This window comes from Paenarthrobacter sp. NPDC058040 (assembly GCF_042885775.1).
Lineage (GTDB): Bacteria > Actinomycetota > Actinomycetes > Actinomycetales > Micrococcaceae > Arthrobacter.
On sequence record NZ_JBHVRN010000012.1, the window covers coordinates 92,822 to 119,316 of the forward strand.

Annotated in this window: 24 protein-coding genes and 2 riboswitches; of the genes, 11 read left to right on the forward strand and 13 right to left on the reverse strand. The window is 64.8% G+C overall.

The window, feature by feature from the left end; all coding sequences use genetic code 11:
- Positions 1-16 precede the first annotated feature (16 nt).
- Both ACFVSJ_RS17440 and ACFVSJ_RS17445 read right to left on the reverse strand, forming a co-directional pair.
- Positions 17-277 (reverse strand): DUF4235 domain-containing protein, encoded by a 261-nt coding sequence (locus tag ACFVSJ_RS17440; protein WP_387438201.1) that lies wholly within the window; start codon positions 275-277, stop codon positions 17-19.
- 36 nt (positions 278-313) lie between these two features.
- Complete coding sequence (locus ACFVSJ_RS17445; RefSeq protein ID WP_387438202.1) at positions 314-1,000, reverse strand: NUDIX domain-containing protein; 687 nt, start codon at positions 998-1,000, stop codon at positions 314-316.
- A 229-nt stretch (positions 1,001-1,229) separates the two neighbouring features.
- Positions 1,230-1,365: riboswitch (TPP riboswitch) on the forward strand.
- Positions 1,366-1,443: 78 nt separating this feature from the next.
- Between ACFVSJ_RS17445 and ACFVSJ_RS17450 the strand changes: the two genes are divergently transcribed.
- The 3 genes from ACFVSJ_RS17450 to ACFVSJ_RS17460 are packed head-to-tail and all read left to right on the forward strand — an operon-like array spanning position 1,444 to position 4,405.
- Entirely contained in the window at positions 1,444-2,064 is a 621-nt protein-coding gene (locus tag ACFVSJ_RS17450; protein ID WP_387438203.1) for an ECF transporter S component, read from the forward strand.
- A complete protein-coding gene (locus ACFVSJ_RS17455) occupies positions 2,064-3,614 on the forward strand; it encodes an ABC transporter ATP-binding protein (protein ID WP_387438204.1) in 1,551 nt (516 codons plus the stop codon). The genes ACFVSJ_RS17450 and ACFVSJ_RS17455 overlap by 1 nt, the downstream gene beginning before the upstream one ends.
- A complete protein-coding gene (locus ACFVSJ_RS17460; protein ID WP_387438205.1) occupies positions 3,611-4,405 on the forward strand; it encodes an energy-coupling factor transporter transmembrane component T family protein in 795 nt (264 codons plus the stop codon). The genes ACFVSJ_RS17455 and ACFVSJ_RS17460 overlap by 4 nt, the downstream gene beginning before the upstream one ends.
- 6 nt (positions 4,406-4,411) lie before the next feature.
- Here ACFVSJ_RS17460 and ACFVSJ_RS17465 read toward each other — a convergent pair whose 3' ends face one another.
- Together ACFVSJ_RS17465 and ACFVSJ_RS17470 are read right to left on the reverse strand one after the other, a co-directional pair.
- The gene (locus ACFVSJ_RS17465) at positions 4,412-5,005 is read right to left on the reverse strand and encodes a GNAT family N-acetyltransferase (protein ID WP_387438206.1); all 594 of its coding nucleotides are present in this window, start codon (positions 5,003-5,005) and stop codon (positions 4,412-4,414) included.
- Between the two features lie 56 nt (positions 5,006-5,061).
- Positions 5,062-7,185: a penicillin acylase family protein gene (locus ACFVSJ_RS17470; RefSeq protein ID WP_387438207.1), complete on the reverse strand. Its 2,124-nt coding sequence runs from the start codon at positions 7,183-7,185 to the stop codon at positions 5,062-5,064.
- 102 nt (positions 7,186-7,287) lie between these two features.
- On the opposite strand from ACFVSJ_RS17470, the gene ACFVSJ_RS17475 reads away from it, so the two are divergent.
- Together ACFVSJ_RS17475 and ACFVSJ_RS17480 are read left to right on the forward strand one after the other, a co-directional pair.
- Positions 7,288-8,016, forward strand: a complete 729-nt coding sequence (locus ACFVSJ_RS17475) for a siderophore-interacting protein (protein WP_387438208.1) — start codon at positions 7,288-7,290, stop codon at positions 8,014-8,016.
- A 126-nt stretch (positions 8,017-8,142) separates the two neighbouring features.
- A complete protein-coding gene (locus ACFVSJ_RS17480) occupies positions 8,143-9,666 on the forward strand; it encodes a UDP-N-acetylglucosamine 1-carboxyvinyltransferase (RefSeq protein ID WP_387438209.1) in 1,524 nt (507 codons plus the stop codon).
- Between the two features lie 107 nt (positions 9,667-9,773).
- Here the strand turns inward: ACFVSJ_RS17480 and ACFVSJ_RS17485 are convergent, their stop codons facing one another.
- Positions 9,774-10,598, reverse strand: coding sequence for an endonuclease domain-containing protein (locus tag ACFVSJ_RS17485; protein WP_387438210.1), 825 nt, complete (start codon positions 10,596-10,598; stop codon positions 9,774-9,776).
- 236 nt (positions 10,599-10,834) lie between these two features.
- On the opposite strand from ACFVSJ_RS17485, the gene ACFVSJ_RS17490 reads away from it, so the two are divergent.
- Positions 10,835-12,022, forward strand: a complete 1,188-nt coding sequence (locus ACFVSJ_RS17490; protein ID WP_387438211.1) for a glutamate--cysteine ligase — start codon at positions 10,835-10,837, stop codon at positions 12,020-12,022.
- On the opposite strand, the gene ACFVSJ_RS17495 is transcribed toward ACFVSJ_RS17490, so the two are convergent.
- Genes ACFVSJ_RS17495 through ACFVSJ_RS17510 form a run of 4 tightly spaced genes read right to left on the reverse strand, consistent with a single transcriptional unit; the run spans position 12,019 to position 14,516 of the window.
- Positions 12,019-12,627, reverse strand: a complete 609-nt coding sequence (locus ACFVSJ_RS17495; RefSeq protein ID WP_387438212.1) for a hypothetical protein — start codon at positions 12,625-12,627, stop codon at positions 12,019-12,021. The genes ACFVSJ_RS17490 and ACFVSJ_RS17495 overlap by 4 nt on opposite strands.
- Positions 12,628-12,637: 10 nt before the next feature.
- Entirely contained in the window at positions 12,638-13,846 is a 1,209-nt protein-coding gene (locus ACFVSJ_RS17500) for an O-succinylhomoserine sulfhydrylase (RefSeq protein WP_387438213.1), read from the reverse strand.
- 2 nt (positions 13,847-13,848) lie between these two features.
- Positions 13,849-14,259, reverse strand: a complete 411-nt coding sequence (locus ACFVSJ_RS17505; protein WP_387438214.1) for a rhodanese-like domain-containing protein — start codon at positions 14,257-14,259, stop codon at positions 13,849-13,851.
- On the reverse strand, positions 14,256-14,516 hold the full coding sequence (locus ACFVSJ_RS17510) for a DUF1737 domain-containing protein (RefSeq protein ID WP_387438215.1): 261 nt from the start codon (positions 14,514-14,516) through the stop codon (positions 14,256-14,258). Before ACFVSJ_RS17510 ends, ACFVSJ_RS17505 begins: the two co-directional genes overlap by 4 nt.
- A 13-nt stretch (positions 14,517-14,529) precedes the next feature.
- A riboswitch (SAM riboswitch) is annotated at positions 14,530-14,643 on the reverse strand.
- Positions 14,644-14,818: 175 nt separating this feature from the next.
- Here ACFVSJ_RS17510 and ACFVSJ_RS17515 point away from each other — a divergent pair.
- From ACFVSJ_RS17515 to ACFVSJ_RS17530, 4 genes are all read left to right on the forward strand, one after another.
- Positions 14,819-16,147, forward strand: a complete 1,329-nt coding sequence (locus ACFVSJ_RS17515) for an NtaA/DmoA family FMN-dependent monooxygenase (protein ID WP_387438216.1) — start codon at positions 14,819-14,821, stop codon at positions 16,145-16,147.
- Between the two features lie 2 nt (positions 16,148-16,149).
- Entirely contained in the window at positions 16,150-17,721 is a 1,572-nt protein-coding gene (locus tag ACFVSJ_RS17520; protein WP_387438217.1) for an aromatic amino acid ammonia-lyase, read from the forward strand.
- Positions 17,715-18,779 (forward strand): PLP-dependent cysteine synthase family protein, encoded by a 1,065-nt coding sequence (locus ACFVSJ_RS17525; protein WP_387438218.1) that lies wholly within the window; start codon positions 17,715-17,717, stop codon positions 18,777-18,779. The genes ACFVSJ_RS17520 and ACFVSJ_RS17525 overlap by 7 nt, the downstream gene beginning before the upstream one ends.
- 101 nt (positions 18,780-18,880) lie before the next feature.
- Entirely contained in the window at positions 18,881-19,363 is a 483-nt protein-coding gene (locus ACFVSJ_RS17530; RefSeq protein WP_387438219.1) for a carboxymuconolactone decarboxylase family protein, read from the forward strand.
- 211 nt (positions 19,364-19,574) lie between these two features.
- On the opposite strand, the gene ACFVSJ_RS17535 is transcribed toward ACFVSJ_RS17530, so the two are convergent.
- Together ACFVSJ_RS17535 and ACFVSJ_RS17540 are read right to left on the reverse strand one after the other, a co-directional pair.
- Entirely contained in the window at positions 19,575-21,047 is a 1,473-nt protein-coding gene (locus tag ACFVSJ_RS17535; RefSeq protein WP_387438220.1) for an amino acid permease, read from the reverse strand.
- Positions 21,048-21,285: 238 nt separating this feature from the next.
- Positions 21,286-22,227, reverse strand: coding sequence for an aminodeoxychorismate lyase (locus ACFVSJ_RS17540; protein ID WP_387438221.1), 942 nt, complete (start codon positions 22,225-22,227; stop codon positions 21,286-21,288).
- An 85-nt stretch (positions 22,228-22,312) separates the two neighbouring features.
- On the opposite strand from ACFVSJ_RS17540, the gene cls reads away from it, so the two are divergent.
- Entirely contained in the window at positions 22,313-23,785 is a 1,473-nt protein-coding gene (gene cls / locus ACFVSJ_RS17545; protein WP_387438222.1) for a cardiolipin synthase, read from the forward strand.
- Between the two features lie 3 nt (positions 23,786-23,788).
- Here the strand turns inward: cls and pabB are convergent, their stop codons facing one another.
- Positions 23,789-25,894, reverse strand: a complete 2,106-nt coding sequence (gene pabB / locus ACFVSJ_RS17550) for an aminodeoxychorismate synthase component I (RefSeq protein ID WP_387438223.1) — start codon at positions 25,892-25,894, stop codon at positions 23,789-23,791.
- Positions 25,891-26,439: a low molecular weight protein-tyrosine-phosphatase gene (locus tag ACFVSJ_RS17555; protein WP_387438224.1), complete on the reverse strand. Its 549-nt coding sequence runs from the start codon at positions 26,437-26,439 to the stop codon at positions 25,891-25,893. Before ACFVSJ_RS17555 ends, pabB begins: the two co-directional genes overlap by 4 nt.
- Between the last annotated feature and the right edge of the window lie 56 nt (positions 26,440-26,495).

Below are 26,495 nucleotides of genomic sequence, written 5' to 3' on the forward strand. Positions count from 1 at the left end.
TGACCCCGCGTCGGAACTAGACGATGTCCTGGGACTTGGCGAAACGGGCGATCGCGCGCTGCGTGCCCCGGCTGGCCAGAACCTGGATGAGGGTGCTGACGAACGCCGAGATCAAGGCGAAGGTCAGGGCTGAGCGGAGGCTGGTCTCCATGTCGTCGTTGCCCTTGGGTGGCTTGTTGCCCGTGGCCTTTTCCCACCCCTTGTTGACCAGTTTGGTACCAAGGAAACCCGCGCCGAGGCTCACGCCGGCGCCCAGAAGCTTGAGGAAGAAGTTCATGCCCTCAGCCTAACCTCACAATCCTGCTGAACCCGCTTAGCGCCGGCTCGCCCTCTCTTCAAGGAAGGCGGCCAGGGAGCCCGGCGGCGCCAGCACGGGAACCACCTGGTGCTCCGCGGTCCATATGGCAGTTACGGAGTCGAAGCCGGAGATTTCCTTGAGCAGGTAATACGTAGGCGGCATGAGCTGCAAGCGGCCTTCGGCTTCGTCGGACAAGATGGTGCTGACCGGCATCCACAGCGACTGCCAAGCCTCCGTGGTTTGGTGCCGGGGAGTGGCCTCGGCACTCGGCTTGGCCACATAGAAGTAAGTGTCGAAACGCTTGGGCATGTCCACCGGGGTGATCCAGTTGGCCCATGGACGGAGTTCGGCAGGATCCAGCGTGAGGCCGGCTTCCTCCTGGACCTCGCGAATGGCCGCTGCCAAGACGGTGCCGGCGTTCTTCTGGACGTCTGCGGCTGAGCCCGATCCGTTCGCAATGGAACTCTGGTGCCAGTCGTGGGCGTGCCGGTCCAGCACGTCCCGGGCGTAATCCCACCCTTCGGAATCCGCCGCGTCCACCCGGCCGCCAGGAAACACCACCATGCCGGCCGCGAAATCCATGGTGGAAACCCTGTGCTGGACGAAGGCCTCCAAACCATCCGGGGCATCACGGAGCAGGATCACGCTGGCAGCGAGGCGCGGCTCGGCCACGGTGGGCTTGGAATCGGGTAGATCCGTCATGGAGTCATTCTCTCAGCTACGCGTTGTGGGGCCCGCCTTGCGCGCTATGCCCGCATCATAGGGCGTTGTGCGGGCCTCGCAACGGGGGAGTGTGATCTTGTGGGGCCTGCTGTGCGCCTTCTGCCGCGGTGATAGGGCGTAGTGCGGGCCTCGCAACGGGATTATGACCAAGTCCATGACCCCACAAACCCCTTCAGGTGTAAACTGAACCACGCCCACAAGGGCAGATTGATAACGACAGGGGAGCGCCGCCGTCGAACCTGCAGCGATGCAGGAGACGCGAGGGCGCTGAGAGTGCGGACAGCCGCAGACCCTCGAACCTGATCCGGTTAGTACCGGCGCAAGGGAGTCGAGCTTCTCAGAGTGTCCGGACCCGGGCGGCGCAGGCCGGCCGGGGGATCCGGGGAGCACTTTCCCCTCCTGTAACCTCAGGAGGCAAAGAAATGACCACGGCAAGCGTGAAGAAGACCAGTTATAACTGGCGTGTTGTAGACATCGTGGTGGCAGCGCTGATCGCCATCGCCGGCGGCGTGATTTTCTGGGCCTGGTCCCAGGGCGCCGCGATTGTATCCATTCCCATGAATGCGGCTTACCCACCCTTGACCGGCCTCATCGCCGGCGGATGGATGATCCCCGCAGTGCTGGGCATGCTCATCATCCGCAAGCCTGGCGCCGCGCTGTTCTGCGAGGCCGTGGCCGCGACGGGTGAGCTCATCATGGGCTCCCAGTACGGCACCACGGTGCTCATCTCCGGCATCCTCCAGGGCCTCGGAGCAGAGTTGATCTTCGCGGCGTTCCGTTACAAGAAGTTCAACCTGCCCACCTCACTCCTTGCAGGTGCGGGCGCCGGGCTTTTCTGCGGCCTCAACGACTCGTTCCTCCCCTGGGGCTGGAACATCGCCTACGAAGCCGTCGACAAGCTGGCCTACATCGCGTTCTGCACAGTGTCCGGCGCGATCATCGCCGGCGCCCTCTCCTGGGTTGCAACCCGCGGACTCGCCTCCACCGGCGTGCTGAGCGCTTTCGCATCCCGCAAGGCTGCGTCGGAGCCCGTCTTCAACTGATGGCCGCCACCAACAGCGGCCAGCCTGCCGCCATCTCCGCCGAGGGCTGGGGGTGGCGGCATGCCGGCCGTTCCACCCCTGCCATCCACGGCCTCGACCTTCGGATCGAGCCCGGCGAACGTGTGATGCTGCTGGGGCCTTCCGGTGCCGGCAAGTCGACGCTCCTGCATGCCCTGGCCGGTGTGCTGGGCGACGAGGAAGACGACTCGGACGAGACCGGATCGCTGCTGATCGACGGCGCGCCTCCGCGTGAACAGCGGGGCCGCGCCGGGCTGATGCAGCAAGACCCCGAAACGCAGGTAGTCCTGTCACGGGTAGGCGACGATGTCGCGTTTGGTGCCGAGAACCTTGCCGTCCCGCGGGAAGAGATTTGGGCGCGCGTCCATGAAGCGCTCGACGACGTCGGGTTGCGTACCGCTGCCGGGGGCGGCTTGGCGCTGGACCACCCGACGGCGGCACTTTCCGGCGGCCAGAAGCAACGCCTTGCGCTGGCCGGGATCCTGGCGATGCGGCCCGGCCTGATCCTGTTGGACGAACCCACGGCCAACCTGGACCCGGCGGGCGTGCTGGAAGTCCGTGATGCCGTGCGCCGCTGCCTGGACAAGACCAGTGCCACGTTGGTTGTGGTGGAGCACCGGGTGTCCGTCTGGAAGGACCTCGTGGACAGGATCGTGGTCCTGCAACCCGGGGCGGCGGGCGGCGGTGTGCTCCTGGATGGGCCACCGGACCAGGTGCTCTCTGAGGCACGCACCATGCTCATGGATGCCGGTGTGTGGGTTCCCGGCTATGTTCCGCGGACGCGGACGCGGGGCCGGAACAGCAGGCCGGACACGGGCCAGCTCCTGCTCGCGGCACAGGACCTCGCGGTCTCCCGGGAAAAGCCCCGGCGCCGCGGCTTCAAGACCATCCCACCGGCCCCCGTCCAAGCTGGCGTCAGCGCCCAGGTCCGGGAAGGCACGGCGCTGACCATCACGGGTCCGAACGGTGCCGGGAAGTCCACGTTCGCCCTCACAGTGGCCGGCCTTTTGGCGCCGGTGGACGGAAAGGTCTCTGCCGCCGTCGAGCTTTCCCAAGGTGCCGGGATTGATCCCTTCAAGTGGAAAGCCGATCAGCTGATCTCCCGCATCGGCACTGTCTTCCAGGAGCCCGAGCACCAGTTCGTGACAGGCAAGGTCCTGGATGAGCTCATGTTCGGCCCCAAGCACCTTGGCCATGGCGAAGAACGCGTGGATGAATTGCTGGAACGGCTTCGTTTGACCCACTTGGTGGACGCGAATCCGTACACTCTGTCCGGCGGCGAGAAACGCAGGCTTTCTGTTGCGACGGTCCTCGCCGCCCACCCCAAGGTGCTGGTGCTCGACGAGCCGACGTTCGGACAGGACGCCAACACGTGGGCCGAACTGGCGTCGTTCCTCTCGGAGTTGCTGGACCAGGGAACCGCCGTGGTCTCGGTGACCCATGACGAGGAATTCAGTGCCGTGCTGGGCGGCACGGAACTGCGGCTTGCTCCGGCGAACCAGGCCGAGAAACAGGAAGCTGGTGCGGCATGAGGGACACGTTGAGCTTGGGCGGCAACCATGCGCTGCTGACGCGCGCCAATCCGTTGGTGAAGTTTGTGGCTGTCTTCCTGATTTCGCTGGTGCTGGCGTTGTCAATCGACTGGGTCTCGGCATCGATCGCCCTCGCGGCCGAACTTGCGCTCTTCCCGCTCGCCGGGCTGACGCTGCGGCTCCTGTGGGTCCGGGCCTGGCCGCTCATCATTGCGGCAGCGATCGGCGGCTGGAGTACCGCGATCGTGGCGCCTGACAGCGGTTCGGTACTGCTCGACGTCGGACTCTGGTCCATCAGCGAAGGCTCCCTTCAGCTGGGAGTGGGTTTCATGCTCCGCGGTTTGGCGATCGCGCTCCCTGCGATCCTCCTGATGACCTGTACAGATCCCACGGACCTTGCGGACGCCTTGGCGCAAAAGGCCCGGCTGCCGCACCGCTTTGTGCTGGGTTCGCTTGCGGCGATGCGGCTGGTGGGCTTGATGGCGGAGGAATGGCAGACCATTGGCATGGCCCGGCGGGCGCGCGGAGTGGGCTCCCAAGGCAGCCCCGTGCAAAGGCTGAAGGCCACGTTGGGGCAGAGCTTTGGCCTGCTGGTCCAGGCCGTCCGGCGCGCTTCACGGCTGGCCGTGACCATGGAGGCCAGGGGCTTCGGCGGTGGCCGGCGCACGTGGGCTCGTGAGTCCACGTACTCCTTGCTGGACGCCTGGGTACTCCTCGGTGGGCTGCTGATTGCCGCTGCGGCTGTGCTGACCGCCGTGGGTGCCGGAACGTGGAGCTTCGTCTGGCGTTGACGCTCGCTAGCGCCGGCCTTCGATCTCCTCGAATCCGGCACGCGTGAGGAATCCGAGTTGGGCTTCCTTTTCCTCCAGTTGGACGAGCGGACCCAGCTCGAAGCACGTGGCTTCCAACCGGCGAAGGGCCTTGGCGTTGCGGGCATCCGGCTCCACGATGATCCTGTCCTTGCCCGGCACCGAGAACATGTACTTGATGAGCGAGGTTGCCAGCCGCGGCGTGAAATGCGGGATCGGCCGCGTGGCAGGAGCCAGCAGCAGGTGCATGCCGATGTCCTCCTCGCGGGCAGGGTAGGCCTCGCCCACGGGATCGTGGAGGGGCTCGTAGGTCTGGAAGAGGGCCAGCGGCTCGCCGTCGAGGATCACCAGGAACGCGTGGTGGGTGTCCAGGGAGTCGAGGAACTCGTAGATGCCCAGGACTTCCTCGCGCGGCTTCTCCAGCATGCCCCAGAACTTGGCCCGGGGCTGCGAAACCCACTCGTGGATCAAGTCGATGTCCTCGGCGGGGACCAGGGGAACAATCCGCAGCGAGCCCCAGCCGTCGAGCTCTTCGGCGTAGATGGTGGTGCGGACGGCGAAGTCCTGGGTGGTGGCAGTCATGGGCTTCCTTTGTGTGCGAGTGTGAACTGGCGCGATGCGGCGGTGAAAAACAAAAGTCAGGCGTCTTTGGTGAGCTGTTCCCAGTCAGTGACCACCTGGACCAACTGTCCAGCGGTCCACAGCGGCAGCTGATCGGCGAAATGTGGGTGGTCCGGCTTGCCCGCTGACCCGAACGGGACGATCCACCGGCTGTTGCTGCGCTCGGACAAGTCCCAGACGTAGCGGGCAACGGGTCCGCGGAAGCTCCGATCGTCCACGCCGGGGAGGCTTTCAGTACACAGGACGCAGCCCGTGTCTCCACTGAGCCTGCCTTCGGACGCGGAGGCGGCCCAACGCTCCGGAAGTGCGTGGACAGGAAGGAGCGTATGCCGGTCGCCCCACGTGGCCCCGTTCATGAACGACTCTTCCAGGGCCACGTCCTCGAGGGCCGCGGCAGCCTCAACCGGGACATCGATACCCAACTCGGATCCTCGGACGGCAAGGGTCTCCAGCGCGAATCCCACCCGCGAACCGACTGACAACCACGGACCGAACAGCGGGGAGTATCCGGTCGATCCAATTAAACGGGACAACGAAGGGTGCCTGGCAATCCGCTGCACCAAGGCTCCGCGCCACGCGGCGAAGACCGCCGCGGGATGGCTGTCGACTTCCATGCGGCCGTCCCAGACAAGCAACAGGGCGCGCAAGGTATGCGCCAGCGGAGAAAGGTCATCCGGGTCGAGGCCATCCAGGAGTTCGCGGAAAAGCGGCCAGGGGCCGAGGAGTGTGTCCGAGTGGATGGCCTGCATGCGCTCAACGGAAAGGGGACCCCGGGACGATTCCAACAGCTCGCGGATCCGCCGGGCCCTGTGCGCCGGGGCGAATTCCATGGCTACCGCGTCGCCGCCCCCGGCCGCACGATCGTTGGCGCTGACCGCGAACCCGGTAATCTCCGTGCGGGGCAGGGCAACATACTGGCCATCCCACGCGTGACGGGCAGACAAGCCGGGCACGGGAAGCCGACGGTTGGCGGGGTTGCGCTGTGGCACCAGGCCGGCGACAAAATGCCTCACGGATCCAGCAGAATCGGCCGTGATCACACTGTTCACCGGCTCCACCCACGAGTCGAAGGCCGCCTCCACGTCGGCAACGCGACGGCTCCGCAGCAGCGGAAGGAAGGCCTCAAATCCCAAGCGCCCCTCAACATACGCCGGGAAGCGCAAACTCAAGGCGCCGCCGTCGGGCGTTTCCGAGATGACCGGACCGCGTGCCGTCTCCAGGACCACCACATAGATCGGACCGGAACCGCGGACGGTGATGGTCTCCGTGCTCACAGTTACGGGCTCCCAGCCCTCCGCTCCCCGGGCGAGGACTCGTTCGCCGGGCATGTCACGCAGCGGAACCCGCCGCAGGTGTTCCTCGAAAAGGTCCTGGTAATCGGCCATGGCATTGGTGATGGCCCAGGCGGTGTGGCCCGTGTGTCCGAAATGCGGCAGCCCGGGAACTCCGGGGAAGGCAAAACCCACGGCATCGAAGTCGGGGCACGCAAGGCGGATCTGCTGGTAGACGCCCGGCAGTTCCATGAGCCGGTGCGGGTCCCCGGCGATCAACGGCGCACCGTTCTCCGTCAGGGAACCGTGTGCCGCCCACGCGTTGCTTCCGGACCACACGGGAGCCTCGATGCTGAAGAGGTCCACTGCCTCCTGGCCGAGCGTCCGCGCGACGTGGGCCCGGAAGAGCTTGTTGGGAAACGTGGAGAACAGGATGTGGTGGACCAGGAAGACCCCGAGCGGCGTCCACGGGTTCCACAGTTCCGGGGCGCAACCGGCTTCCTCGAACTCCGGGCCGCCACGCGAACCGTCGGCCAGGGCTTGATTAACTCCTGCGACGTATTCGCCGCACCAACGCTGCGTCCCCGTATCCAGGCGCTCGAAGCAGCGGCGGGCGGTCCTTTCCAGACGGGCTTGCCTGGCGAATCGGTCCCACGCCACAGCCTCGGCTCCGAGCACCTCAGCTGTGCGGCCCTCAGAACGCCACCGCTCCAGTTCGATCTGCCACGAGCGGTCCGTCGCTGCGTTGTACCCCTGGAGGAACGCAAGCTCGTCGGCGGACTCGGCCCACAGATGCGGGATTCCCCACTCATCGCGGTAGATGCCGGTGCCGCCTGCCGGGGCCGGGATGTGCGTCGGGGCAGACGTCATAATCAGGGACTGCTTTCGAGCTTAGGTTAGGCTTACTTAAGTTCAAGATAGGTGCTTGCGTCGGGTTCATCAAAATCGGCGGCGTTCGTGAAGGAGTGTTGCGTGAAGCGCAGTTGGGAAGGCGTCGTCCTCAAAGTGATGGGCGCCAAGGACTTCACGCTGGAGGTCACCGGGCGCGAGGAAATCACTCCGGATTTCCTGCGCATCCACGTCCTCGACGGTGGGTTGTTGATCGACAGCGAACCGCACCCCACCATGTGGATCCGCTTGTGGTTCGACGACGCCGGCAAGGGACACCAGCGCGCCTACACCTTGGTGAATCCGGACTCCCGCGCCGGAACGTTCAGCATGGACTTCGCCATGCATGATGGCATCGCCGCCCATTGGGCCCGTTCCGTGCAGCCGGGTTCCACCATTGAAGCGACGGTCCAGGGCAGTTCCTTCGCGTTCCCGGCACCCCCGCCGCGGCGCCTTTGGGTGGTGGGCGACCCCGCGTCCATCCCGGCCATCAACTCTCTTCTCGACGCCCGGTCCGCATCCGGCGCCAACTCGCGCGCGACGTTGTGGCTTGAATACCAGCACGACGCCGACACCTCGCTGGAGGTGCGTACGGCAGGGCCCGACGTCGTCACCTGGGTTCCGCGCAAAGGTGACGGTGCGGCGCTGGTAGCGGAAGTTTGTGATTCGTTGACGGCAGAGACTACGTCCCCGGAGGACTTCTTCTGGATAGCCTCTGAAGCCTCCAGCACCAGGGCGATCGTGAAGCATCTGCGTAAGGTGGTAGGCGTGGACAAGCACCGGATTGATGCGTTGGGGTACTGGCGGGCCTGACGCCTGCACGCCGTGGTGACTACCGCCGTCGTGCTTCATATCGCACGAGCCGGGTACGGTGTGATGTTTGTCCTTGAATCGGCGTTTTGAACGCGGTGCATAGATCATTTGTGATATTTCTTGGGTATGACGCAAGCTACGCCAGAACACGTAGGCCTCCTGCTCCGCAATGCCCGCAGCGAAAAAGGCTGGACGCAAGGACAACTCGCTTCAGAGCTGGGAACCAGCCAGAGCGCCATTGCCCGGATGGAACAAGGCAGGCAAAACCTGAGCCTCCGGATGATCGAAAGACTGGAAGCAATCTTCGGACGGTCCATCGTCAAAGTGGGCCGGCCCCAGATGACCCACCTCCGGGTGGAGGGTGGCCGCACACTCTCCGGAGAAGTGGACGTCAACAGCAGCAAGAACGCGGGCGTCGCGCTTTTGTGTGCCAGCCTCATCAACCGCGGCACCACCACGCTCCGGCGCCTGGCACGGATCGAAGAGGTCAACCGCATCGTCGAGGTGCTGACGTCCATCGGCGTCGAATGCACCTGGCTCAACGGCAGCGACCTGCGGATCCGGCGGCCCGAGGTCCTGGACCTTGGATCCATGGACGTGGACGCGGCCCGCCGCACGCGCAGCGTGATCATGCTGCTGGGCCCGCTCCTGGATGAAACCAGCGAATACCAACTGCCCTACGCCGGCGGTTGCGACCTCGGAACGCGCACCGTGGAACCCCACATGCAGGCGCTCCGCGAGTTCGGACTCACGGTCGAGGCCAAGTCCGGTTTCTACTCCGTGGCGGCACCTCCCGCTGACGCGCACCACCGCTCGTTCGTGCTGACCGAACGAGGCGATACCGTGACGGAGAACGCGATCATGGCCGCCGCGCACCGCGAGGGCACCACTGTGATCCGCAACGCCAGCCCCAACTACATGGTCCAGGATCTCTGCTTCTACCTGCAGGGACTTGGCGTGGGCATCGAGGGCATCGGCACCACCACCCTGCGGATCACCGGGCGGCCTGCCATAGATGTTGACATCGAATACTTCCCGTCCGAGGACCCCATCGAGGCCATGTCCCTGATCACCGCGGGCATCGTCACCAACTCCGAGGTAACCATCCGCCGCGTGCCCATCGAGTTCATGGAAATCGAGCTGGCTACCCTGGAACAGATGGGCCAAAAGCTGGAGATCTCCGGCGAGTACAAGGCCCGCAATGGCCGTACCCGCTTGGTGGACGTCACCACCAAGCCCTCGGAACTCCGTGCTCCGCAGGACAAGATCCACCCCATGCCCTTCCCCGGCCTGAACATCGACAACCTGCCGTTCTTCGCCGTGATCGCGGGCAACGCCGAGGGCCAGACCATGATCCACGACTGGGTCTACGAAAACCGGGCGATCTACCTGACGGAACTCAACAAGCTTGGCGCCCAGGTGCAGCTCCTTGACCCGCACAGGATCTACGTCAACGGACCCACCAAGTGGCGTGCTGCGGAGATTGGCTGCCCGCCTGCCCTCCGTCCGGCCGCCTGCCTGCTCCTGGCCATGCTAGCCGCGCGGGGTACCTCGGAACTGCGCAACATCTACGTGATCGAGCGCGGCTACGAGGACCTGGCCGAGCGTTTGAACACGATCGGCGCGAAGGTGGAGTACTTCCAGGACTAGCTTGGCCCCGAGATTTTGCTGGATCATTAATCTGCTGCCTTGGGAGAGGCCTGTTATTCCGCGGGTCCATGCGGGAGCGAGGCGAATGATCCAGCAAAATGTTCGCCCTACTTGTAGTGGTACGGCCTTCCACGGGCCAGGAATCCCCGGATTTCCGCCATGACGTAATCCGGCGCATGCCAGATCTGCTCCGGGGCGTAGCTCAGGACGTGGTAGCCAAGCGCTTGGGCAGCGTTGAGCCGGGCCATGTCCTTCCGCCAAGCCTCCCGTGAACTGTGGAACTGGTAGCCATTGACCTCCACGATCAGCCATTCGTCGATCAGCGCATCCACCCGCCCTACGCCTTCTATGCGGACCTGGCGCCTGAAGGTCAGACCCTCGGATTCGAAAAGCAGCCGGGCGCTGATTTCAGGCAACGATTCCGAGAGCCCGTCCGCCATGTCCAGTCTGTCCCGCGCAGTGCCGAAGTACTTTGCCGTCAGCTCGCTTCGGAGCACATCCCGCGACAGGCCAAATTTCTTTATCGCCGACTGGGCTGCGGCGATTGCATCTTCGGTGGACAGACAGGTTAGAGCGTGCAAGACCGTGTCTTCTACGGAAGCCATGGGGAATTGTGCTTCCGGCCCAAACCGCAGACCGCTGTGCCGTACGAATCCGTTGCCCCGGTTGTGCTTGGTCGCCAGATGGAGCTTTTGAGGCTTGTTCCTCAGCCACAGCCCGTAGCGGACTGCCGCGCTTGCACAGGTCAGATAGCTGTTGTTGGACAGAGCCGCCAGGAAGTCCGGGTCTGCAGACGGGAGAGCCCATAGACCCTGTCGCGGCTGATAAGCGCCATCAAGCTTGGCAACCTCCAAAAGTTTGAAACCCTGGGCCCTGATCAGGCCGACTCTGGCCACTCCGCCCACTGCTCTCATGAATTCCAGCGCGTTCATACAGCCAGCTAGCCATGTCCGGGCTTCCACCTGCGCGGGTCGATCGCGCTATGTGGATAGTGGCCGGAAATTTTGCTGGATCATTCGTCTGCTGCTCTGTGGGAGTCCCGTCATTCCGCGGGTCTAGGCGGGAGCGAGTCGAATGATCCAGCAAAATCTGCGTGCGGCCTGTTTTGACGCTGTTTCAAGGGAACAACGGGCCTGTGCCCCGACCTCTCCGAGGCGCAGAATGGAGCATGCGGACATTCGGGGTTGAGGAAGAACTGCTCATCGTCGATCCCGTGACGGGCGAGCCCTTGGCCCTCGCGGATGCCTTGCTCAACGGGAACCAACCCCAGCCAGCGGGCACTGGACTCAGCTACGAGCTCAAGCTTGAACAGATCGAGACCCAAACCCGGCCGTGCCACAGCTACGCGGAGCTCCTCCACCAGATCCGGCGCGGCCGGGCCATGGCGAACGAGGCTGCCCGGAAGCACGGTGCCCGGGTGGCCGCCCTGGCAACTTCGCCCTTGGCGTCGACCACGCACACCACGCCCGACCCCCGCTACGCCGAAATGCTGGAACGGTACGGCCTGACGGCCCACGAGCAACTGACGTGCGGCTTCCATGTCCACACCTCGGTGGAATCCCCGGAAGAAGGGGTGGTGGTCCTGGACCATATCCGGGACAAGCTCGCGGTCTTGACGGCCCTGAGTGCGAATTCGCCCTATTGGCAGGGACGCCATACGGGGTTCGACAGTTACCGGATCCAGGCCTGGAACAGATGGCCCACGTCCGGCCCCTCCGCCGTGTTCGGTTCGTTGACGGCCTACCGGCGCATGGTCAACAGGCTGTTGGACACGGGCGTGCTGCTGGATGAGGGCATGATCTACTTCGATGCCCGTATCTCCCGCAACCATCCCACTGTTGAAGTGCGCGTTGCCGACGTTTGCCTCCGGGCCGAGGACGCAGCCCTGATCGCCGTGCTGGTGCGGGCCTTGGTGGAGACGGCGTCGCTGGAAATGCTCGACGGCGTGGAGCCTTCCTCAGTGCCGACGGCCTTGCTGCGCATGGCCAGTTGGCAAGCCAGCAACGTTGGCCTCCGCGGCGAGCTGCTGGATTTTGGCGAATTCCGTCCGGAACCTGCTGCCGAGGTGGTGTGGGCTTTGGTCGATTACCTGAGCCCGGTCCTTGATGACCAAGGCGAGCTGGGCTTGGTCAAGTCCGGGGTAGCGGACATCCTGGAACGGGGAAACGGCGCTCACGAGCAGCGCGAAGCAGCAGTCCGTTTCCACCGGCAACACCGTAACCAGACCGGAAGTCCGCCTTCACCCGAGGCGTTGGCCGCCGTCGTCGGACATGCCGCGAGGGCGACGGTTCGAGGATCATCGGCGGAGGCCCGCCGGGATCCGGCGCCGATACTGACCCGGGTCCGCCGGCCCTAGCTCTGGGTTTCCGGGTCTTCCCAGGTCATCAGATAGGCACCCGTGGCTCCTTCAACGAGGTAGAACACCAAGGGTGGGATGTCCTTCTTGGCGAGGAGGATGCCGCCGAAAACGGGGGCGCTGGCCGCAGCCGTGAGGCCGATCCAGCGCTTTGCAGGTGCGGAAAGCAGGCTGCCCCCGAGGGCGGCGAGGGCCACAACGTGCAGCCCGGAGTACACCAGGAACGGCGCGTTTGATCCCTCGTAACGAGCAAAGCGCTCCAGATCGGAGGCCCGCCGCGAGAGGCTGTAGACAAAGGCCGGTGCTCCCGCGAGCAATGCGGCGGCCGCGGCAACGGCCCACTTCCTGGCCGCACGGCGTGAAGCAACCGTGCCCCGGACAGCACGCGCGAACGCCATGAAACCGAAGGGCACTGCGACGGTTCCCGCAGCTGCCAGGTGTTGCCCCACGATCCAACCGCGTCGGCCGGCCTGGAGCATACGCAGCCGGTCTGCGGCATCGGGCGTGAGGTAGACGCGGCTGACCGGCGAGATTCCCACGAACCACACCACCGTGCCGGCGACGATGACCGCTCCGGCACGGCGATAGGGATACTTCCCGCTCATGGCATGAAGGTTAGACCTGTTTGAGGGCCTTCTCCAGATCCAGGATGAGGTCGTCCACGTCCTCGAGGCCCACGGACAAACGGACCACTCCATCAGAGAGCCCAATGGCCGCGCGACCTTCCGGACCCATGGCACGGTGAGTGGTGGTGGCCGGGTGGGTGATGAGGGACTTGGAGTCGCCCAGGTTGTTGGAGATGTCGATGACGCTGAGTCCATCGAGGAGCGCGAACGCGGATTCCTTGGCAGTACGGCCGCCGGACGGCGAGAGTTCGAAGGTCAGCACGGTGCCGCCGGCCTTCATTTGCTTGGTGGCGAGCTCGTACTGCGGGTGGGATCTCAGCAGCGGGTACTTGACCCAGCTGATGGCAGGCTGCTGTTCCAGCCATTCGGCGATCTTCAACGCCGAAGCGGAGCTGTGGTTCACGCGGAGCCCGATGGTCTCCAGTCCCTTGGTGAGGACCCAGGCGTTGAACGAGGACAGCGAGGGACCGGTGTGCCGCATGAGCTGCTTGACCGGGCCGTCGATGAATTCCTTGGTGCCCAGGATCGCGCCGCCCATGACGCGTCCCTGGCCGTCGATGTGCTTGGTCCCGGAGTACACAATGACGTCGGCGCCCAGGTCTCCACAGCGCTGCAGCAGGGGAGTGGCAAAGACATTGTCGACGACGACGGTCGCCCCCGCGGCATGCGCCAGTTCGCTGACGGCCGCGATGTCCACGATTTCCTGCATCGGGTTGGAGGGCGATTCGAAGAAGACGGCGGTGGTCGGCTCGGAGAGCGCTGCACGCCACTGCTCAAGGTCCGGTCCGTCAACGAAGACAGTCTCCACGCCCCAGCGCGGCAGGATCTCGTTGAGGATGACGAAGCAGGAGCCAAAGAGTGAGCGGGCGGCAACCACGCGGTCGCCGGCAGCCAGCAGGGCACCCAGGGCCGTGAACACTGCGGACATGCCGGACGCCGTCGCAAAGCATGCTTCGGTGCCCTCAAGCAGGCGCAGGCGCTCCTGGAACGTGGCGACGGTCGGGTTGCCGTAACGGGAGTAGACGAAGCGTTCGTCCTCGCCTGTGAAGGCGCGTTCGGCTGCGGCGGCTGATTCGTAGACGAAGCCTGAGTTCAGGAAAACAGGCTCGGCTGTTTCCTGGAAATTGGTACGGTCAAGGCCACCGCGAACGGCCTGGGTGTCTGGGCTCCAGCCGGCGGCGTCAGGGTTGAAAGTCACTTTTAGTCGTTCCCCAGGTTGGTGGGCAGGCCACGGTTCTTCCAGCCATTCACGGTTCGTTCGCCGTAACGGTCAGGTTCCCCCTCGAAGCCTTCAAGGACGTTGTAGGCCGTGAATCCGGCCTGGGTGGCGGCGATGGCGGCTGCGATGGAGCGCTGGCCCGAGCGGCAGATGAAAACAAGTTCCACGCCGTCGCCTTCGGGAGCCTGCTGCTGCAGGTCCTCGATGAAGCGGGAGTTCGGGATGCCACCAGCCAGGTTCCACTGGATGAACAACGGATCGTTCTCTGTGGCCTTGGTGTCGGGAATGCCAATGTGGGCCCATTCGCCCTCGGTCCGGACGTCCACCAGGATGGCGCCGTCTTCAAGCTTTGCCCACGCATCCTGCGGGGTCAGGTCACCGGCGTAGCTCATGCGTGGCCCTCGAATACTTCCTCGTAATTCTCCAACTCGTCCACGGCGCTGGCTACTGCGGCGTCGGAACTGGCGACGGCGGCAGGCAGGATCACGGCCTGGGCGACGATGACGTCGGTGCCGTTGAAGGTGGCCGCGGGATTGCCGTGCAGTACGTAGCCCTCGGCCAGGGCATTGCTGATGCGCTCGCAGAATTCACGGGTGTCGGGACCCGTGATCAGGCGGTAGGAAAGCTTTTCTTCAGTGGGTTCAGGCATTCGTGGTGCTCCTCAGTCACGCTTGCAGTTCGAAGTGTCGAATACGCCGAGTAGTCACCTGAGGCACCCCGCCGCGGGAGAGGGTTGCCGACCAGCAAGTCAGGGCTTAACGCTGGTGCTCATTACTCAAGAAAAACGTAACATCCGTGGCGCCATCGCCGCATTTGGGGACTGCGCCGCCGTCGTCATGTTGCGTAACCGGTACCCTGCAGGGCCGCTGAAGACGGGACCCAAATGTGACCTCCGGGGAGCATAATTGACGCAGTACGACCCCCTGTAACTTCGCATGAAATCAGGTCGCGGTGAACGGACACAGCAGTTCTACACTCAAGCCCATGCTTCATTTTGGATGGTTCGTGGGCCACGGCTTCGGAGTCCAGGGTTGGGGGACTCCCGGCTACGGGCTGGGTTATGACTGGAAGAAGCCCGCGTTGTACCAGGAAGCCGTGAGGGCGTTCGAGCGATCCGGCCTGGACTTGTTCATCATCGAGGACTCCCTGACTGTTCCGGACACCTACGGAGGTACCGCCGAAGTGTCCTTGGCGCACGCGTCCTTCGCTCCCAAGCACGATCCCCTGGCGCTGGTGCCATATTTGCTTTCCGCCACCGAACACCTCGGAATTGTGCCGACCGTCAGCGCGTCCTTCTACCCGCCCTTCACCGCGGCGCGCCTGCTGGCGACGCTGCAGCACTTCTCCGAGGGCCAGCTTGGCTGGAACGTGGTCACGTCCGGCAGCGACCTCGCCGCGCAGAATTACGGGCTTGACCAGCAGATCGAACACGACTTGCGGTACGAGAAGGCCGAGGAGTTCGTCGACGTCGTTAGGCGGCTGTGGCGGAGCTGGGAACCGGGCGCGGTGCTCGAAGACGTCGAGGCCGGGCGGTTCGCCGACCACACCAAAGTGCACCCCATCAACCATCAGGGGGACTTCTTCAAAGTCCGGGGACCGCTCAACACCGCGCCGTTGCCGGAGGAGCCCGTGCTGGTGCAGGCAGGCGCCTCGCCCCGCGGCAAGGCGTTCGCCGGGGGAAACGCGGACGTAGCGATCGCGTTGGCCCGCGGCGTGGACGGCATGAAGGCCTACCGTGACTCCATCCGGGAGGAGGCGGCGAAGGCGGGGAGGAACCCCGACGACGTGAAGGTCCTTTTCGTGTTGAAGCCCACCGTGGTGGGTTCCACGGCGGAGGCGGAGGAACTGCGCGCCCAGCGGCGTGAGCTCACGCAGCGGGACATCGACAGCCAGCTCAACTCGATCTCCTACCTCTCGGTGATCGACTTCAAGCAGTTCGACCTCGACGAGCCGCTCCCCACCTTGAGTACCAACAGCAACCAGGGCACCCTTGAGCACTTCTCCAAGGCAGCCCCTCCCGGGTCCACGCTGCGCCAGATCCTGCAGGCACGCAGCGGCGGTGCGGGCGACTCCATCATCGGCACGGTTGGGGAGATCGCCGACTACCTGGAGGAGACCGGTTCGGCGGTGGGCGGCGATGGTTTCCTGTTCTCCGGATTCGTCGATCCCGTGACGGTCCACGGCGTGCTGGACAAGCTGACCCCGGAGCTGCGGCGCCGCGGGCTGCTGAGGACCAGCTACGGCAACGGAGGTTTCCGCCAAAACCTCCTGGACTTCTGACCATGACTCCCGAGCCGAAAACGCTGGTGATCGGGACGGCGGCCGTCCCGATCGAACGCGTGGCACAGGTGGCTGCGGATCCTGCGTTTCACGTGAAACTCAACCATGATGCGTTGACTTTGATCGGCCGATCACGCGAGATCGTAGAAGCGACAGCAGCGTCCGGACAGCGGGTATACGGACTCAACACCCTCCTTGGCTCAGGCCGGGACACCGTTGTGGAGGAAGAGTCAGTCCTCGCCTACCAAGTGCAAGTGGTCAGGTACCACAACAGTGGTGTGGGTACGTTTCTGGACCGTAGTGCCGCCCGTGCCGTGATCCTCGCCCGGTTGATCGGCTTCACGCGCGGAGGTTCCGGCGTGCGCCCGGAGACGGCAGCTTTCTACGCCGAACTCCTGAACCGCGGTGTCCACCCGGCCATCCCGGCCGTGGGCTCAGTGGGATCGTCGGACCTCACCCAGCTTGCCGCCGTCGCCGCCGTCGCCATCGGTGAGGGCGAAGCCCTGGACGCTGACGGCACCGTAGTTCCCGGCGCAAAAGCGCTCGCCGACGCCGGCCTGCAACCGCTCACGCTCGCGGCCGGAGAGGCCCTGCCCCTGGTGAGCGCCAACAGCTATTCCGTCGGAGCCGGAGCGCTGGCTTTGGTGCGGCTGCAGCGGATGGCCACGTTGTCCGACGTCGCCCTCGCCTTGTCACTGGAGACCACTGCAAGGTACGACGGCGGCGGCAACCTCAGCCCCTTTTCGCCGGCCATCCAGGCGGCCAAGGCGGTGGACGGGCAGCGGGAATCGGCTGCCGCTGTCCGTGGCCTTCTGAGCGGTGGGTGGCTCGAAGATGTTCGCCCCGAGGTATCCGTGCAGGATGCGTTGTCCTTCCGGGCGGCGCCGCAAACACACGGGGCATTCCGGTCCCTTGTTTCGCAGCTTCGTTCGGCGCTCGATGTGGAGTTGAACGGCCGCGGTGACAATCCCCTGGTTGACGTTGAGTCGGGACAGATGGTGTCCGGCGGGAACTTCCAGCCGATGCAGCTGGCATTGTCCTTTGAGGGGCTTCGCTTGGCACTGGCCCACGTGGGGATTTCCAGCGAACGCCGGATCGCCAAGCTGTATCCGCCGCAGCGAGCCATCAGGGCAAAGCACCTGGCCGCTGCGGCAGCGGGCTCGGGTCTGGCACAGGAAGAGCTGCCCGGGCTGCTTTGGTACTCGGCCGCCGGGTTGCTGGCCGAACTCAAGTTTCTTGCAGCGCCGGCCACCCTCGGGGCGCCCACCCTGTCCGCCGACGTCGAGGACCATTCGACTCTCGCGCCGCTCGCGCTGCAGCAACTCGAAAAGTCGCTGGACGCCGTCGAAAAACTGCTGGCGATCGAGGCCCTGACGGCGTCGTACCTGCTGCTCGAAGCGGGGGCCGCGCAACCGCTCGGGAAGGGGACTGCCGCCGTCGTGGGTCGCCTGGCCGACGTGCTCGCTGACCGGCCGTCCGCTTCTGAACTCGTGGAGAGCGCGCGTCGGGAGCTGGAACTGCTGGTCGGGCCCGGGGTACCGGGGGAGTTTGAGGAAGGAGACGCGGCATGGTGACCATCACTGCACGGAAGCATGGCGTGCACGCAGCGGAGACCGCGCCCGATGGGCTCGACGCGTCCGTGTTGGACAGAGTGGGCAACACTCCTCTGGTGAGGCTGGAGAACCTGGGCAGGGGCCTGGGCAGCAGCATCCACGTCAAGCTCGAATCGGAGAACCCCGGAGGGTCCATCAAGGACCGGACAGCATTGAGCATGGTCCGGGCGGCCGAGCGTTCCGGGGAACTGAAACCCGGGGCCACCATCGTGGAGAGCACGTCGGGCAACACCGGGATCGGCCTGGCGCTGATCGGGCATCTCACCGGGCACCCGGTGGTGGTGGTTACGGGCGACACCATCTCGCAGGAAAAGCTTGCGGCGCTGCACAATTACGGTGCCCGCGTGATCCTGACGGACTGGAACGCCCCGTCCGAATCTCCGGAGAACGCTCGTGCCGTGGCTGCCCGCATCACGGCTGAGACGCCCGGTGCCTGGCGGCCCATGCAGTTCGACAACCCGGCGAATCCTTTGGCGCACTTTGAGGGCACAGGGCCGGAGATCTGGGAACAGACGGGTGGCCTGATCACGCACTTCGTAGCGGGGATAGGTACGGGCGGGACCATCAGCGGCAACGGACGGTATCTGAAGGAGCAAGTGGCGGCTTTGCGTCCTGGTGGCCATGTTGAAGTGGTGGGCGCCGATCCCTATGGCTCTGCCTACAGTGGCGGACACCCCGGGGAAATCCTGGTGGACGGCGTTGGCAACTCGTGGCCGCAGGCTGAGTGGCCCAAGATCTTCGACCGTTCGATCGTGGACCGCTTCCTGCGGATCCCCAACGACGAGGTTTACACCGTGGTTCACCGGCTCCTTGATGAGGAGGGGCTGTCCCTGGGTCCGTCCTCAGGGCTGACCGTGGCCGCGGCTTTGCGGGTGGCGCGGGCGGCGCCGCAGGGTTCCGTGGTGGTGGCCATAGCCCCCGACGCCGGCACCAACTACTTAAGCAAGGCCTTCAACCCGCACTGGCTGGCCGAGAACCACATCCACCTCGCCGCCGACACCCCCGGCCCCCGCGAGTAGGACGCTCTCTCACGTATCGCCCCTTTGGTGCGGACGCTCTCTCACGTATGGCCGGTTTGGTGGGGACGCTCTCTCACTGTTCGTTGCGTTAGGCTCCAAACATGCCCCAACAGGAATCAACGCCCCGCCTTGCCGGTTATCTGGACAAACAACAGCCCGACCTTTATGCGACTCTCACACAGTATTCCCAGCAATTGGTAGATGAAGCAGACCGCCACGGCATCCCCCGCAGGACCTTGGAACTCATCAACTATCTGTGCTCACAGATCAACGGCTGCGCGTTCTGCCTGGACCTGCACCACCGCCGGGCCTTGAAGTTTGGCGAGACTGAACAACGGCTGTCTTTGGTTGCCGTGTACCGGGAAGTGGAGTTGTTCGAGGCCCCGGAAGTGGTGGCCATGAAGATCGCCGAACAGATCACCCGGATGAGCTCGTCGCGACCCAGTGCGGAGCTCTTCGCCGAAGCCCGCCTGTACTACTCGGACGAACAAATCAGCGTGATTTGCATGGCGGCCATCGGGATCAACGCCTTCAACCGGCTCTCTATCCTGAGTGAGCACCCGGTCCGTGCGGCCAAGCAGTAGCTGACACGCCGAGGACGTGCCGCCAGCACACATTTTGGACCGAAACGCAGAAGTTCCGGTGAGAGAGCGCTGGGGGGAAGCGGGTGTTTGGTGAGAGAGCGTCGGGGGGAAATGGGTGTTTGGTGAGAGAGCGTCCGGGGGGAATGACAACGCAGCCCCTGGGGAACCCCATACAGGTTGCCCAGGGGCTGAGTGGCCCGAAGAGAGTAGGTCAGGAGCCTACGGAGGCCTCATCCGTAGCGGCTGGGGTGAGCTGCCGCCGTCGTCCGTATTTGAGGTAGAAGAAGCCGTAACAGGCGCCGACAAACGGGACGCCGAACAGCAGGGCGGCCACTTGGTTGGGGTCGAAGGCGATGCCGACCAAGGAGACCACGCACAGGGCGAAAGCCACGATCGGCACCAACGGGAACAATGGTGCGCGGTAGGCAAGCGTGGACGGGTCGCCGCCGTTCCGCACGAACGTCCGCCGGTACATGAAGTGCGATGCCACGATGGACATCCACACGCCAACGGTCGCGAAGCCGGCGATCGAGACCAGGACCAGGTACACCGTTGCCGGAGCCACGATGCTGCTGATCAAGGAAGCCAGGCCGCCGAGCATACTGACGCAGAGCGCCACGAGGGGGATTCCGCGCTTGGTGAGCTTCTTGAACGCCTTGGGGGCGTGCCCTTCGTCGGCGAGCGAGAAGAGCATCCGGGCGCAGGAGAACAGGCCGCAGTTGCCTGCCGACAGCAGCGCCGTGATGATCACGAAGTTCATGATGTCGGCCGCGAACGGGATGCCCAGCATGGAGAACACCGTGACAAACGGGCTTTCATCCACGCTGACCTTCTCGTAGGGGATGGTGGCCGCGATGACCGTGATGGCGCCGACAAAGAAGATCAGGAGACGGATCACCGTGGTGCGCATGGCTTTGGGGATGTTCTTGGCGGGGTCGGCCGTCTCGCCGGCGGCTACGCCAATCAGTTCGGAGCCGGAGAATGCATAGAACACCGCGAGGCACGTGACGAACACGCCGGTGAAGCCGTTGGGGAACAGCCCCTGGTCGGTGGAGAAATTCTCGGTCAGTGACGGGTACCCGCCCACGGCCAGCGGGTGGAAACCGAGCAGGGCGGCGCCGCCCAGGATGATCAGGCCGACGACGGCGGCGACTTTGATCAGCGCGAACCAGAACTCCGATTCACCAAAGACACGCGATGAGATGGCATTCAGTGTGAACAGGACTGTGGCGAAGACGAAGCACCAGATCCAGACATCGACGCCGGGAAACCACCGCTGCATGAGCAGGCCCGCAGCAGTGAACTCCGAGCCCAAGGCGACTGCCCAACAAAGCCAGTAGAGCCAAGCCGTGGCGAACCCCGTGGCAGGCCCGATGGTGCGGGCAGCATAGATGTGGAATGCGCCGGACACGGGGAACGCAACGGCGAGTTCCCCGAGGCAGGCCATGACCAGGTAGACCACCAACGCGCCAACAAGGAACGCGATCACGGCGCCGAGCGGTCCGGCCGTGGCGATGGTGTATCCCGAACTGACGAACAGGCCTGAACCAATGACGCCGCCCATGGCGATCATCACCAGGTGCCGGGCCTCCATGGACCGGCGAAGACCTGCGGTGGAGGCGCCCGGTTCCGAGGTTGCCTCGGTTGCCGACGCTTCGGCATGTGTGGGGGAGCTGAGTCCCATATTCCCTCCGGGAAGTTAGCCAGCAAAGTCTGAAGGTCGTGCCAGCAGGACGTGATCCAACTAACACGAGAACAAGGTTCATCACAGAAGGACGGCCCAGTTCAAGGAGGATAAGGAACGCGAATGAACGCATGCGGCACCCACGGCCGAGCATAAGAGTTCCTCATCAAAAAGTAATGCGAGCGATTACTTTACTTGCTGCCTGCTAAGTTCCTAGCGGGCAGGTTCCACCCGGAGGCTACTCGATTCCGGCGAACAGCTCGTTGAGCTCAGCCGTCAGTTGCTTCCGGATGGCGGGCGAGCCGATTTCCTTGCCGTTGATGTGGTTCACGGGCGCGATCAGGCGAATGCTCGAAATCAGCCACACCGCATCGGCGTCGAACAGGTCCTGCGGCACCAGCGGCCCGTACCCGAGCTCCCAGCCCGCAGCCTTCGCCGCAGCGAACAACGCGCCCTGGGACGTGCCAGGAAGAATGCCACTGTCCAGTTGCGGCGTGATCAGGCGACGGACCGTGCGGGCCGGACCATCGCCGTCGTCGATTGTCTCAAGGTGGGCCAGCAGCACCGTGGACGTCGGGCCTTCGAGCACACGGCCGTCCGTCGAGGTGAAGATGGCGTCGTCGGCGCCCTGCTTGTGCGCGTACCGCAGCGCGGCCATGTTGACCGCGTAGGACAAGGTCTTGGCCCCGAGCAGCAGCCACGGTGCGCGCTCGCCGGCTTCGGTATCGAAGCCACGGTCAAGAAGAACGACGTCGATGCCCGTCTCACGCTGCCGGCGGCTGCCCGCGGGTGAGGGCGAAGCCTGGACCCAGCAGGTGGGGCTGGCGGCACCCTCCACGCCACGGGTTACCAACAGCTTGACCACTACCTCGTCCTCTTCCGGCGAAGGGGCGGGGTGGGTGGAACGGAACTCGGTGATTGCGGTATCGATGGCCCGGCGCCACGTGTCCTGGTCCGGAACGGACAGGTCCAATGCGGCGGCGGAACTGCCCAAACGGTTCAGGTGGGCCTGAACCTTGCGGGGACGGCCCTGGACGGCGAGCAGGGATTCGAAGACTCCGTCGCCACGCGTTGCTCCCAGGTCCGTTGCCATGAGCTGGGGCTGGCTGGAATCGGCAACCCGGCCGTTTTCGAAGTCAGGATCAAGGAAAACGAGGACCGTCGGCGCTGGAGAAGTCATGTTCCCAGCTTAGTGGCGCCACTGTGTGCGGGCGGGCGGATAGGCTGTGGTCACCGTTAGTTCCTGGACCGTGGGGGTTTGTCGAGTGCTTTTTCCGTTTCCGCTTGGCCCTGAGTGGACGTGGCTCCTGGGCGTCTGGGCCATCGCGGAAGTCATCATGCGCATTGTCCTGCTCGGTATCATCCCGGGCAACCGGCGTCCAACAACAGCCATGGCCTGGCTCCTGGCGGTCTTCCTGGTTCCATCCGTGGGGTTTGTCCTCTTCCTTCTTTTCGGCAACTTCAGGCTTTCCAAACGCCGCCGGGAACAGCAGGAAGCCGTCAACCAGCGGGTCCGTTCGGTCACGTCCGAGCTGGCCGACCCAACCAGCATGTACTCCGGTCCCGAATGGGTGCGGTCCGCGGGCGAGCTGAACCACCAACTTGGATCCCTGCCCATGGTGGACGGCAACAAGTTGGAGCTGATTCCCGGGTACCAGGAGTCCATCAAGGCCATGACCGAAGCAGTCCGGGGGGCCAAGAGCTACGTCAACGCAGAGTTCTACATCATGAGCAGCGACTTCATGACTGATGAACTCCTGACCGAACTGGAGAAGGCCGCCGAACGCGGTGTCACGGTCCGTCTGCTCTTCGACCACATCGGAACCCTCCGCATCAAGGGTTACCGGCGTTTGGTCCGGCGGCTGAAGGCCAGCAAGATCCAGTGGAAGCCCATGCTGCCGCTGCTGCCCATCCACGGACAGTGGCGCCGCCCGGACCTGCGGAACCACCGGAAGATCCTGGTGATCGACGGAGTCCTCGCGTTCACCGGATCCCAGAACCTCATTGAGCCGTCCTACAACAATCCCAAGCATCGCAAAGTAGGCCGTAAATGGGTCGAGCTCATGGCACGCCTTGAGGGCCCGATTGTTCCAACGCTGAACGTGGTGTTTGCCACCGACTGGCTGAGCGAAACCGATGAATCCTTGGAAGACCAATTGCGGCTTCCCACCCAGCCCAACCCGGGACAGGTCACAGCCCAGGTGGTTCCGAGCGGTCCGGGTTTCTCAACGGAGAACAACCTGCGCCTGTTCAACACCCTGATCTACTCGGCACAGCACCGCATTTCCATCTGCAGCCCGTACTTCGTTCCGGACGACTCGTTGCTCTACGCGATCACCACGGCCGCCCAGCGCGGCGTGGAGGTGGAACTCTTTGTCTCGGAGAAGGGCGATCAGTTCCTGGTCCACCATGCCCAGCGCTCCTACTACGAGGCACTCCTGGACGCCGGCGTGCGCATCTACCTGTACCGGGCCCCGTACGTGCTCCACGCCAAGCACTTCACCATCGACGACGAGGTGGCCGTACTGGGTTCCAGCAACATGGACATGCGCTCCTTCTCCTTGAACATGGAGGTCTCGGTGATGCTCCTTGGCTCCGAAACCGTGAACCTCATGCGGTCCGTGGAGTCCACATACCGGGAGGTCTCACGTGAGCTTACGCTCGAGGACTGGGTGCACAGACCCCCATTGGCCAAGTATGTGGATAACGTGGCCCGCCTGACGGCGACCCTCCAGTAGGTCCTAGGAGGGGAATTCGGCGCCCAGGGTGGAGAGGACGCCAAACGCCTTGGTGCGGATTTCCTCGTACTCGTCATCGGGCGTGGAGTCGGCCGTGATGGCCCCGCCGACTCCCAGGCTCAGCGTGCGCCCGCCGTCGCCGTCGGGGTTCACCACCAGGGTCCGGATCACCACTGCGAGGTCCGTGGCAGCGTTCATCGAAAAGTACCCGACAGCGCCCGAATAGATGCCCCGGGGGCCGGACTCGAGCCGGTCCAGGATGTCCATGGTGCTGATTTTCGGCGCACCCGTCATGGAACCGGCCGGGAACGCCGCAGCCACGGCCTCGGCGCGGGGAGCTCCCGGCCGAAGTTGCGCGTCGATGGTGCTGACCATCTGGTGCACCGTGGCGTAGCTTTCGATCGCGCACAGCCGGCTCACAGTCACGGAGCCCGCGACAGCGAAGTGGCTGAGGTCGTTCCGCAGGAGGTCCACGATCATGATGTTCTCGGCGCGGTCCTTCAGCGAGGTTTCAAGGTCGTGCCGCAGCCGGATATCTTCGGAATCGTCGGATGAGCGCCGACGCGTGCCCTTGATCGGCTCGGCGCGCATGCCGCCGTCGGACAGGATCCGCAGGAAGCGCTCGGGTGAGGTGCTGGCCACCGCAAGCTCGCCGAACCGCAGGTAGCTGGCGAAGGGTGCGGGATTCCGGCGTCGCAGGGCCAAGTAGGCCTGCCAGGGGTCCAATTCCCCCGCGGCGGCTTCCAACGTGGTGGTCAGGCAGACTTCGTACGAGTTGCCCTCGCCGATTTCGTATTGGGCCTCGCCGATCTTGTTCTTGTAGTCGGCGGCGGAGTCGCGGCACGTAAAGTCCGGGACGGAACCCACGACGGCGGCCTGGCCGCCTGTCGTTGTTGGGACGCCGGCGGCGCGGCGGCCGCGGCCCGGATGGACCGTCGCAGGGTGGACGCCACCGCCGTGATCCGCCGAAGCAGCCGCGACGGCGGCGCGGGCCGCACTGAACCAGGCATCGGCGTCGGGCGCATCAAGGGCGAGCAGCCACACCGTCTGTTCACGGTGGTCCAGCACCACGGCGCGCCCGGCGAACAACAGGGCGGCGTCCGGGGTGTCCGAACGGACGTCGTTTCCACCGGTTTCGCGCTTGAGTTCGTAGCCAAGGTAACCGAGCCAGCCCAGCGTGAACTGGCCATCGTAGCCCTCGGGGGCGCGGACTGCGCGGCGGCCCCAAACGGAATCGAGCCAGCGGAAGAACGGCCCTGACGTTCGTACTGTCGCGGAGCCGGCTGTCACCCAAGTAGTCCCGGACTGGTGCCGGACGGACTGGCCGAACGTGCCGCCGTCGTCCGCCAGGATGCTGAAGCGGCTGCGCGATGCCGCCTGCGTGCCTCCGGTAATGGCCGTGGCCGCGTTGGAGGAGTCCAGCCAGGCGGCGTTGAGCGAGGAACCGTAGAGCTCGCGGAAGAGCGACTCCGCGTCGGGTGTTGCCTCAATCATTTCGGAGCGGAGCTGCAGTCCGCGGCGGGCGCTCAGCTCCGGCGAAAGGAGGCCGGCCAGTGGCGCCAGGTATGTCATGGCCTGCAGCACGTGCGTCGGTGCGCTGCCGTCCGCGGGGTTCTGGACGCGGATGTCCGCGGCGGCCGCTACTGCGTCCGTGGCCAGCCAAGCGTCTTCCTGCGCGGCCCAGGTGTCCCAAAACGGTTCATAGGTGCCCCCGTCCCGGCCCAGCGCCCGACGTCGGCGATCCTCGCCTGGCGATTCCACCCACACGACGGCGTCAAGCATGGGCCGTGCGGCATCTGCAGCCGCCCCCACGCCTTCCAGGATCACGATCTCTGCGGGGAGCGTGACCTGGGACCGGCCGTCCGTCTGCTGTTCCCAGTCCCAGCTGACCCACTCGGCGGCCTTGCCTTGGTGCAGGGGAGTGAGGACGGTGTCCACATACCGTTCAATGCCGCTTTTCAAGCCGTTCCAGCCGGGGTAGATGTCCTCGAGGTGGAAGAGGGAAACCTTGTGGTGCTCCCGAAGGCGTGCGGCCAACTCGACGGCGAGCGTTGTTTTGCCTGCGCCGGACCGCCCGTCGACAGCAATGATCACGGGTGCAGGGGTCATGACATAGAGGTTACCTGCTGGTGCTCGCTCGCTTGCTGTCCAATTGCTTCCTTGACGTGGCGCACGATTCCGGGCACGGCACCCTTGATGAGCGTCCACGTGTTGTCGAAGTCCGTGTGGCCGCCGTACCAGGGGTCCTCGATGCCCAAATCGAGGGAGCTGCGCCCGGCAGTGAGGGGGTCGAAACTGCGAAGCATCCGGACCTTGGCGAGGGATTCGTTGTCCGGAGCGCCTTCCTGGAGCCAGCCGAAGTGGTCAACGTCCAGGGCCAGGATCAGGTCGCGATCGTTGAACCATTCCCGGCGCCATTCACGGGCGATGTGGTCCTCCGAGGCGATGCGCTGGGCCGTCAAGACCCGCGCCGCACGGGGGTCGATCGGGTGTCCTACCTCGTACCCGGTGGTTCCGGCGGAGTCCACCACAACCAAGCCGCCAAGCCCTTCCGCCTCGAAGGCTTCGGCCAGCATGAGCGCCGCCATGGGGGAGCGGCAGATGTTTCCGGTGCAGACCGTAATGATGCGGTATGGGCTCGTCGTTGAGTACATGGAGCAAGCATGATTCATGGCACCCCTGCTTGGCTAGTGGGTTACTCCACACGAAA